We start from the raw sequence: 10,301 nt of genomic DNA on the forward strand, positions 1-10,301 counted from the left end.
GAGCCGTGCCCGTCGCGTTGCTCGCGCTCGCCGTCGGTGCCTTCGGCATCGGGACCACCGAGTTCGTGATGATGGGTGTGCTGCCTCTGACCGCCGCGGACTTCCACATCGACATCCCGTCCGCGGGCTACTTCATCTCCGCCTACGCGCTCGGCGTGGTGATCGGCGCACCGCTGCTTACCGCGCTGGCCGTCCGGTTGCCGCGCAAAACCATGCTGCTGGCGATGATGGGCCTGTTCACGGTCGGCAACGCGCTGTTCGCGCTCTCGCCGAACCAGGACTTCGGCATCGCGTTCCGGTTCCTCGCCGGCCTGCCGCACGGCGCGTTCTTCGGCGCGGGCGCGGTCGTCGCGTCCAGCCTCGCGCAGCCGGGCCAGCGCGCGAAGGCCGTGTCGATGATGTTCATGGGACTGACGCTGGCGAACGTCATCGGCGTTCCGCTCGGCACGTTGCTCGGCCAGCAGGTCGGCTGGCGCGCGACGTTCGGCGTCGTCGCGGTGATCGGCCTGCTCGCGATCGCCGCGATCGCGAAACTGGTGCCGCACCAGGGCCGCCCGGCCGATCCGTCGATCCGCGGCGAACTCGGCGCGTTCCGCCGCCCGCAGGTGTGGCTGGCGCTGGCGATCGTGATGTTCGGTCTCGGCGGCGTGTTCGCCTGCATGTCCTACATCGCGCCGATGCTGACCGACGTCGCCGGATACTCGCCCGCCAACGTCACGGTGCTGCTTTCGCTGGCCGGGGTCGGCATGACGATCGGCAACTACCTCGGCGGACGGCTCGCGGACAAGGCATTGATGCCGAGCCTGTACGTCGCGCTGCTCGCGCTGGCCACCGTGCTCGCGATCTTCACCGTGACCGCGCAGGGCAAGGTCGGCGCGGCTGTCACGATCTTCTTCGTGGGCGTCGCGGGCTTCATGATCGGCCCGATGATGCAGGCGCGGATCATGGAGAAGGCGGGCGGCACGCCGTCGCTGGTCTCGGCCGCGGTGCAGTCGGCGTTCAACATCGCCAACTCGATCGGCGCGTACCTCGGCGGCCTGGTCATCGCGGGCGGCCTCGGTCTGCTGGCCCCGAACTGGGTCGGCGCGCTGCTTGCCGTGCTCGGCGTGTCGATCGCCGCGGTGTCCGGATTGCTGGACCGGCGCGAGGCACGGGTCCAGAAGGAACTCGCGCTCGCGTCCTGAGGGCTGCTCAGGAGGAGGCGTCGAACGGGCCGCCGACGATCGTCAGCGAGATATAGAGCACCGCGGCGCACAACGCGCCGTAGGTGAGGATGTCGACGGCCTTGCCGCGAATCGCGAGCAGCCCGGCGCGCTCCTCCGGCAGTACCGCGCGCAGCACCCCGGCTACGAACAGGGCCACGCCGACCAGCACCGCGCCCTCGCGCCAGTGGTACTGGACAGCGCGCACCACGGCCGCGGCCAGCAGCAGCAGGATCACCGCGAACGGCGCGTGAACGAGCCAGGGGCGATCGCCGCGGTGCCGTTGCCCGGTCATCGCCATCAGCGCGCGGCCGCGCGTTCCGCAGCCTCGACCACGTTGGTCACCAGCATCGCCCGCGTCATCGGGCCCACGCCGCCGGGGTTCGGCGACAGCCAGCCTGCCACCTCGGCGACCGCCGGGTCGACGTCGCCGGTGAGCTTGCCGTCGACGTGCGAAACGCCGACGTCCAGCACTGCCGCACCGGGTTTGACCATGTCCGGTTTGATGATCCCCGGCACACCCGCCGCGGCGACCACGATGTCCGCGCGGCGCACTTCGGCGGCGAGGTCACGGGTGCCGGTGTGGCAGAGCGTGACGGTGGAGTTTTCGCTGCGCCGGGTGAGCAGCAAGCCGAGCGTGCGGCCGACGGTGATGCCGCGGCCGACGACGGTGACCTGCGCGCCGTTCAGCTCGACACCGTGCCGCTTGAGCAGCTCGATGATTCCGTACGGGGTGCACGGCAGCGCGCCCGGTTCGCCGAGCACGAGCCGGCCGAGGCTGATCGGCGCGAGGCCGTCGGCGTCCTTCTCCGGGTCGATGCGCTCGAGGACGCGGTTCGCGTCGAGGTGCTTCGGCAGCGGCAGCTGGACGAGGTAGCCGTGGCAGGCCGGATCGGCGTTCAGCTCGTCGATGACGGCCTCGAGCTTCTCCTGCGAGATGTCCGCGGGCAGGTCGCGGCGGATCGAGTTGACGCCGATCTTCGCGCTGTCCGCGTGCTTCATCTTCACGTAGGAGTGGGAACCGGGGTCGTCGCCGACCAGCACCGTGCCCAGCCCAGGGGTGATCCCCTTCTCCGCGAGCGCGGCCACCCTCGGGCGCAGCTCTGCGAAAATGGCGTTCTTCGTGGCCTTGCCGTCGAGAATCTTCGCCGTCACGGCGGCCATTGTCGCAGAGCCGCCGGAGGCTGCCGGTCAGGAGTGGGTTCTGCACTCTGTGTGCCCGCGACACCACCCGATCGGCCCGCGCGTCTTCCGTCGAATCAGCCGTCCCGGGTCTTAAACTGGAGACGCTCCACCGCATCACCCACCCGGGCGTGTGACCCGTGCCATATCGCGTCCGCCGAGGTCAGCGCGCTCGTCCGCCGGCCCGAGGGTGGCAAAAGCCCTATGCGGGGTGCGTTCGTGCGCGCGAACAGTCAAAATGTTCTCTGTGGCACAACCGACGACGCAGCTGAACGCGACGGAGCAGGACACTCTGGTCAAGCAGATCGGACTGGCCCTGCTTCGCGCCGCCCCCCGCGACTGGCGCAAAGTCTCCGCGGAGTACCGAGCCGTCGGCAGGTACCACGAGCTGACCGGCGAGATCGTGCTCGAGGACGGCTCCACGCAGGAATGGATCGCGACGCACGACATCGCGACCCTCTTCGGGAGGCTCCGCGCAGGCATGTACCGCGACGGCCGCGGCACGTGGTTCAACGCGCGCTACCAGCTGGACCACCCCTCCAGCTACAACCTCGAGTACAACCGCGACGAGCCGGCGTGGCACCTCGCCCCGCCGCCGCAGGCGTACTCCGACGAGCTGCGCATGTTCCCGCGCACCGAGGAGAACGTGCCGGAGTGGCTGATCCGCCGGATGTCCGGCCTCGGCCCGGAACAGCCCGGACCGCACTTCCGCATCGCACGGATCTTCGACACCATCGGCCCCGCCGGCCGCCCCGTCATCAACCGTCCTGACCTGGACGTCGACGAGCAGGACCGGCTGCTGGACTACCTCGACCACGCACCCGTCGTGGTCCAGGACCGCGGCTACGACATCGACCGGCTCGCGCAGACCCCCGAAGCGACGGTCCCAGTCGCCTTCCACAGCGACGGCCACTGGATCTGGCCTGCCGCGGTGAACTTCTACCTCCGCACGTACGGCGTCTCGCCGGAAGCGGACCTGATCGAGCACATCCGTGCGAACGGCTTCCAGCTTCCGCAGGTGGACGACCTGACCCTGCAGGGAGCGGCCGCGTATCTGACCCGTGGAAGCCAGACCCCGCAGCAGCGACCCGCTCCCGGGGGCGGTCCTGGTGCCGGTGGTCCTGGTGCCGGTGGCCCTGGTGCCGGTGGTCCCGGGGCTGGTGGTCCCGGGGCTGGTGGTCCCGGTGGTCCCGCGGCTGGTGGCCCCGGTGCCCCCGGTGCCGGTGCTCCTGGTCCGGGCGGACCTGGCGCCGTTGGCCCTGCCGCGGCTGGTCCTGGCGGCCCTGGTGCCGGTGGGCCTGGCGGACCGGGTTCGGCTGGCGGGCCCGGTGGTCCTGGCGGTGCTGGAGCTCCGGGCGGTCCTGGCGGCGCGGGCAGCGCCGGTGGCCCCGGTACGCCGGGCGGACCGGGCGCTGGCGGACCGAACGGCATCGCCGGACCCGGCGGACCCGGTGCCCCGGGCGGTCCCGGCGGCGAATTCGACGGCAACGGGCCTCGTTCCGGCGGCCCTGGTGGCGAGTTCGACGCCAACGGACCTGGTTCCGGCCGCCCCGGCGCTGACGGACCCGGTTCCGGAAGGCCTGGCGGCTCTGGCGCAGCCGGAGTCGGCGCAGCCGCGGCCGGACTCGGCGCGGCAGGTCTCGGAGCAGCCGCGCTCGGCGCGGCAGGCGGGTCCCACGGGCCCAGCCAGCCCAGCGGACCGGGCAATCCCGACGACTTCCGCCCAGCCGACGAATTCGCCAGGCCCGGCACAGCCGGTGGGCCGAACGGTCCTGGCCCCGACGGTTTCGACTCGGCAAACGAGTTCGGCGCCCCCGGCTCCCGCAGGCCCGGCGCGACCGGCGGCCCAGGCGGCCCCGCTCCCGACCGGCGCGGCCCTGCCGACGAATTCGACAGCCCCGGTTCCGGCAGGCCCAGCGCAGCTGGCCGACCCGACGGTCCCGACAACTTCCACCCGGCCAACGAATTCGACAGCCCCGGTTCCGGCAGGCCCAGCGCGGCTGGCCGACCGGACAGTCCCGACAACTTCCACTCAGCCGACGAATTCGGCGAGCCCGGCGCAACGGACGAACCCGGCTTCGACGATCGCGGCGCACACAGCGGCTCGGAGGATCACTTCGAGCCCAATGCGCCAGCCCACGGCGGTTCGGACCGGCGCGACCGGCCTGGTCCGCAGCAGGGCGCTCCGGGTGCCGCAGGCGGGCCAGGCGCGCCGAGCGCTCCGCAGGGCACGCGAGTGTCCGGCCCGGACAGCCCCGGCGGGGCGCACGGCCTGGGCGTCGCCGCTGCCGCGGCAGGGGCGGCGGGAGTCGCGGGCGCAGTGGGAGCCGCCGCGAGCCACGCTCACGCCGCACCCGGCTCCGACGAGCACCCCGACGCGTCCGGCTACGACGACCGAGCCCACGACGCCGTCGGTTACGCCGACCCAGGCCACCACGACGCTGGCTACGACCAGCAAGGTCACCCCGACGCCGACCAGCACGGTCATGCCGCCGGTTACGACCAGCACGGCCACGCGGAGGACTACGACCGGCAAGACCGCGGCGAAGGCCAGCAAGGCCACGGCGAGCACTACGACCAGCACGACGAGGGTTACGAAGAGCCTGGCCACGACGGCGGCTACCGCGCGCCCCACGGCGAGTACGACGAATCCGCACCGCACGACGCCCGCGGATACGACGCCGAGCCGTACGACGAGAGCGGTTACTCCGACCAGCACGGGTACGAGGACGCCGCATCCCACGAGGCGTACGCCGAGCCGCACGGATACGACGAAACCGCTGGTCAGCACAGCCATGCCGAAGCTGGTTACGACGTGCCCGCGCACCACGCCGACGCCCGCAACCGCGACGCGGCGGGCGACTACGACGACGACCACGGGTACGACGACCACCTCGACGCCCACGGGAGCAAGGTCCCCGGCGTCAGCGCGTTCGAGCAGCCCGCTGCCCCGAACGCGGAGGACGGGCTGGTCGGCGCGGATGGCCTCATCGGTGCCGACGGGCTCATCGGCGCGGACAGCTCCGCCGACGAACCCGCCGCCCCGAACCGGCACAACGCCGAGCCGGACGCGGGCCGTCGCAGCGCGGCATCGGACGACGTCCGCGCTGGCGATCAGGAAGGTGGCCGTCGGCGAGCCCAACCGGACACCGAAGCGGACGACAGCCGTCGGGAAGACGTGCGGCTGAACGCCGAGGACGGCGGACGGCGCGGTGCCGAACCCGAGGGCCAGGCCGAACCAGCGGACGAGCACGGCAGCCACGTCGGCGCGGCTGCCGCCGGGGTCGCCGCGGCCGGCGGGTTGGCCGCCGCGGGTCTTGCCGCCGCGCACGGCCGGGGTCGCCAGAAGGAGGCCGAGGGTCGCCACGGCACCGCGCCGGAGCGTCCCGCGGAGCCGCCGTTCGAGCAGGACTTCGACGACGCGCAGTACGACCGCCGCGACGAAGGCCATTACGACGACGACCACACCGACGTCCACCACGACCTCGTCTCCGGCCGCAACGGCACCGGTCCGGGCCACGCGGACGCCGACGAGGACGACACCGACGTCCACCAGCCGGTCGACGCCGAGGAGCCGGTGCTCTTCACGCACGGCAACGAACCGTCCCGCGGCGACGACGAGCAGCGTGCCGAACTGTTCACGCACTCCAGTGGGTACGAGGACGACAACCGCCGCGAGGCCGAGTACGACGCGGGCCCGCCCACCGCGATGATCATGCCGGGGTCCGAGATCCCCGGCGGGCTTCCGGTGCCGGAGATGCCGGTGCCCCCGCCGTCCGGCGGGCGGCGCGCGGCACGGGAGCAGGCCGAACCGGCTCCGGTCGCCCGGCGGGAACAGCCTGTCCAGCCGGAGCTGGCCGAACTTCAGACGAAGCTCGACGAGCTGAACGTGCCCGAGGCCGCGTACCGGCTCGGCGGCCCCACCGAACGCGGGTGGAGCGTCGAGCAGGTGGGCGAAGGCTGGCGCGTCGGCTGGTACGACGGCGAGCTGATCAACCCGGCGGTGTTCGGCGACGCGGAGGACGCCGCGGCGTTCATGCTCGGCAAGGTGCTGCTGCACCCCGACGGGTACGTCGCGGCGGGAGCTCCCGTGCCGGCTGCGCAGCCAGTCGCGAACGCGCCGAAGCCGCCGGTGGTGGCGACGTTGTCGCCCGAGGTCGCGACGGGCTCGTTCCCGGTCCGGCCGCGCGAGAACGTGCCGCCGCAGGAACAGACCGCGTTCACGCCAGCCGATCAGCTGCTGGCCGACGACGAACCACCGTCCCGGCAGACCCCGCCGCCAGCCTCGCCGGCGCAGGTCTCGGCACCGGTGAGCCCACCGACCCAGGTGGCTCCTCCAGTCGGTGCCCCGCCGACGCAGGTCGCCTCGCCGGTCAGCGCACCGCCCACCCAGGTCGCCCAGCCGGTCAGCCCGCCGCCGCGGCGGGAACCGCCGGCCCGGCGCGAGGAACCGGTGCGCGCCAACGGAACCGGCGGCAGCGGGCAGTGGCCGATCGCGCCGCTGTCCGGCGAGCCCCCGCTGACCCTGTTCCGCGGCAAGGAACTGCGCGAACTGCCCGCGGGCAGCGAGCTGGACCGCTTCGGCGGCCCGAACGGCAACCTGACCTACGCGGCGGGCACCCCGTTCGAGGAGCGTTCGCTGGTGCCGGAGTGGGTGAACCGGCCGTACCACGTGTACCGGGTGCAGCGGCCGCTCGAAACCCTGGCCGGGGTCGCGATCCCGTGGTTCAACCAGCCGGGCGGCGGGTCGGCCTACCTGCTTCCGGCGAGCATCGAAGAACTGCTCGCCGAGGGCGATCTGATCGAACTCGACCCGGGCGAACCGCCGATCGACTGAGGACGCGGAAAAGGGGCGGGGCCAGCGGGCTTCGCCCCTTTTCCGTGCCCGGAAGAGCTGGAAGCGCGCTACTTGACGACCAAGCCATTGGCCGCGGCGAACGCCACCGCCAGTTCGACGTCCACGTAAGCGCCGCGCAAGTCCGCCTGCACGAGCCCGTTCGCGTCGACCACCGCGCCGCGCAGATCGGCTCCGGAAAACCTCGTGCCGAGCATCCGGGACCCGGACAGATCCGTGCCCCGCAGATCGGAATCCGTCAGATCCGCCTCGTTGAGGTTCACTTCCCGCATCCGCAGACCGGACAGGTCCAGTTTCCGCAACCGGCCGCGCGCGAATGACGCCAGCGACAGATCGCATTCGGTCAGCGCGATCCCGGTGTAGCGACAGTCCACAAAGGACGAACCAAGCAGCGAGCACGACGACCATCGGCTGTCGGCGAGCACCGAGCGGTCGAACGTGCACGAGCGGAACGCCGACGCGTCGTGCCGCGAACCGGCGAGGTCGACCTTGGTGAAGTCGCAATTGTCGAAAGTGCAGCCGCGAGTGCGCAGGTCGCGCAGGTCCGCCTCGGTGAAATCGCAACCCGCGAACTGGCGTTTTTCCCACCACTGGCCGGAAAGTCGCGCTTCGGTGTAGTCCTCGCCGGTCTCCGTCACCCCGACAGGATGACATCAGCCCCGGTGCCGCCTCGTCGACGGGGTGGCTGCGAGTCGCCACAAGGCGTGTGTCCACGAACTGTCCGCGGGTCATCGGAAGTCCCGCGATCTCGTGGGGATCCGCAGCCTCAGCTGCTCCAGTTTCTGCGCGCGCACGCTCGCGACGCCGTCCGCTTTTTCGAGCACTCCGTGCACCAGCAGCGCCGCGCTCCCTCGCGCGATCCGGTGGAACCGCTGCCACAGCCCGAGTGTGCAGATCACGTTCACCATGCCGGTCTCGTCCTCGAGGTTCAGGAATGTGACTCCGCCGGCGGTCGCGGGCCGCTGGCGGTGCGTGACCGCTCCCCCGACGAGCACTCGCTCCCCGTCGGACCGGTCCAGCAGCTTGTCGGCGGTGATGACGCCGAGCGCGTCGAGCCGGTCGCGGATGAACTCCGTCGGGTAGCTGTCCGGCGAGATCCCGGTGGCCCACACGTCGGCGGCCGCGACTTCGAGCCCGTCCATCCCGGGCAGCATCGGCGCTTCCACGCCGACGCCGGTGCCGGGCAGTTTCTCCGGCCGGTCCTGCGCGACCGCGCCCGCGGACCACAACGCCTGCCTTCGGCCCGGGCCGAACGCGCTGAACGCGCCCGCGGTGGCCAGCGCTTCCAGCTGAGGCGTGGTGAGCCGGACACGCCGACCGAGGTCGGACATGCTCTCGTACCGGCCGTTCGCCTGCCGTTCCGCCACGATCGTCTTGGCCAGCGTTTCGCCGATCATCCGGACAGTGCTGAGCCCACCGCGTACCGCGTGGAGTTTTCCGTTGTCCGGCAACGCTTCCAGGGTCGCGTGCGGGAGACTCCGGTTGATGTCCGGGCCGAGCGTGGTGACGCCGTGCCGGCGCGCGTCCGCCACCAGCGACTGCGGCGAGTAGAACCCCATCGGCTGCGCCCGCAGCAGGCCCGCGCAGAACGCGTCCGGGTGGTAGTACTTGAAGTACGCGCTCGCGAACACCAGATGCGCGAAGCTCAGCGCGTGGCTTTCCGGGAAGCCGAAGTTGGCGAACGCCTTGAGCTTCTGGAAGATTTTCTCCGCCAGCTCCGCGTCCAGCCCGTTGGCGACAGCTCCGTCGAGGAACCGCTTGTGCAGCCGTTCCATTTTTCGCTGCGACCGTTTCGACCCCATCGCGTGCCGGAGCTGGTCGGCCTCGGCCGGGGTGAAGTTCGCGACGTCCAGGGCGATCTGCATCATCTGCTCCTGGAACAGCGGCACTCCCAGCGTCTTCGACAGAGCCTTCTCCAGCAGCGGATGGTCGTAGTCCCACTTCTCGCGCTTCTGTTTGCGGCGGATGTACGGGTGCACCGAACCGCCTTGGATCGGGCCGGGGCGGATCAGCGCGACTTCCACGGCCAGGTCGTAGAATTCCTCCGGCCGCAATCGCGGCAACGTCGCCAGCTGGGCGCGGCTTTCCACCTGGAACACGCCGATCGCGTCGGCGCGGCAGAGCATTTCGTAGATGTTCTGGTCGTTGAGGTCCAGCTCGGCGAGATCGATCTTCTCGCCCTTGTATTCCTCGACCAGGTCGAGCATGTAGTGCAGCGCGGAGAGCATGCCGAGCCCGAGCAGGTCGAACTTCACCAGCCCCGCCGCGGCGCAATCCTCCTTCTCCCACTGAAGCACGCTGCGGTTTTCCATACGCGCCCATTCGACCGGGCACACCTGGCTCACCGGTTCCCGGCACATCACCATGCCGCCGGAGTGGATGCCGAGGTGCCGCGGGAAGTCTTCGAGGGCGAAGGCGAGCTGCACGACGTCGTTCGGGATGTCGTGGTCGTGGTCTTTTTCCGTGCTGCGCAAAGCGCCCCAGCGGTCGATTTGCTTGCTCCACGCGTCCTGCTGGCCGGGCGAGTAGCCGAGCGCTCGGGCGGCGTCGCGGATCGCGGAGCGGGCGCGGTAGGTGATCACGTTCGCGACCTGGGCGGCGTTGAGCCTGCCGTGTTTGCCGTAGACGTACTGGATCGCTTCCTCGCGCCGGTCGGACTCGATGTCGATGTCGATGTCCGGGTAGCCGTCGCGGTCGGGTGCGAGAAACCGTTCGAAGAGCAGGTGGTACTCGATGGGGTCGACCTTGGTGATCCCGAGCGCGTAGCACACCGCCGAATTGGCCGCGGAACCCCTTCCCTGGCAAAGAATGTCGTTTTTCCGGCAGAACCGGACGATGTCCCAGACGATCAGGAAGTACCCGGGGAAGCCGAGCTTCTCGATCACCTCCATCTCGTGCTGGATCTGCCGCCAAGCCTCGTCTTCGTGGTCTTTGCCCGCGTAACGCTCCTTGAAGCCCTCCTTGACGAGTTTTCGCAGGTGCGTGGTCTCAGTCTCGCCGGGCGGCACGTCGAACGGCGGCAGCTCCGGCTCGAGAAGCTCAAGCCGGAAGGCGCATTCCAT

Annotated in this window: 6 protein-coding genes; 2 read left to right on the forward strand and 4 right to left on the reverse strand. The window is 71.0% G+C overall.

Features of this window, described 5'->3' with window-relative positions; genetic code table 11:
- The first annotated feature begins 5 nt into the window (after positions 1-5).
- Positions 6-1,184, forward strand: a complete 1,179-nt coding sequence (locus tag H5411_RS19760; RefSeq protein ID WP_101435923.1) for an MFS transporter — start codon at positions 6-8, stop codon at positions 1,182-1,184.
- Positions 1,185-1,191: 7 nt separating this feature from the next.
- On the opposite strand, the gene H5411_RS19765 is transcribed toward H5411_RS19760, so the two are convergent.
- Positions 1,192-1,503 (reverse strand): DUF3017 domain-containing protein, encoded by a 312-nt coding sequence (locus H5411_RS19765; protein ID WP_101435924.1) that lies wholly within the window; start codon positions 1,501-1,503, stop codon positions 1,192-1,194.
- Positions 1,503-2,357, reverse strand: coding sequence for a bifunctional methylenetetrahydrofolate dehydrogenase/methenyltetrahydrofolate cyclohydrolase (locus H5411_RS19770; RefSeq protein WP_312878454.1), 855 nt, complete (start codon positions 2,355-2,357; stop codon positions 1,503-1,505). The genes H5411_RS19765 and H5411_RS19770 overlap by 1 nt, the downstream gene beginning before the upstream one ends.
- Positions 2,358-2,622: 265 nt before the next feature.
- Here H5411_RS19770 and H5411_RS49580 point away from each other — a divergent pair, with 265 nt between their 5' ends.
- Positions 2,623-7,221 carry a TNT domain-containing protein gene (locus tag H5411_RS49580; RefSeq protein ID WP_312878455.1) on the forward strand — a complete coding sequence of 1,533 codons (4,599 nt, stop codon included), beginning with the start codon at positions 2,623-2,625 and terminating at the stop codon, positions 7,219-7,221.
- Positions 7,222-7,289: 68 nt separating this feature from the next.
- Here the strand turns inward: H5411_RS49580 and H5411_RS19785 are convergent, their stop codons facing one another.
- Together H5411_RS19785 and H5411_RS19790 are read right to left on the reverse strand one after the other, a co-directional pair.
- Complete coding sequence (locus tag H5411_RS19785) at positions 7,290-7,877, reverse strand: pentapeptide repeat-containing protein (protein WP_183124589.1); 588 nt, start codon at positions 7,875-7,877, stop codon at positions 7,290-7,292.
- Between the two features lie 90 nt (positions 7,878-7,967).
- A partial coding sequence (locus H5411_RS19790) for an error-prone DNA polymerase (protein ID WP_183124590.1) occupies positions 7,968-10,301 on the reverse strand: 2,334 nt, incomplete at its 5' end.

The organism is Amycolatopsis echigonensis, assembly GCF_014174495.1.
GTDB classification, from domain to species: Bacteria; Actinomycetota; Actinomycetes; order Mycobacteriales; family Pseudonocardiaceae; genus Amycolatopsis; species Amycolatopsis echigonensis.

Bases quoted from the DNA above. Each gene is read 5' to 3' on its own strand.
- H5411_RS19765 (WP_101435924.1), bottom strand. From the start codon at position 1,503: ATGGCGATGACCGGGCAACGGCACCGCGGCGATCGCCCCTGGCTCGTT.
- H5411_RS49580 (WP_312878455.1), top strand. From the start codon at position 2,623: ATGTTCTCTGTGGCACAACCGACGACGCAGCTGAACGCGACGGAGCAG.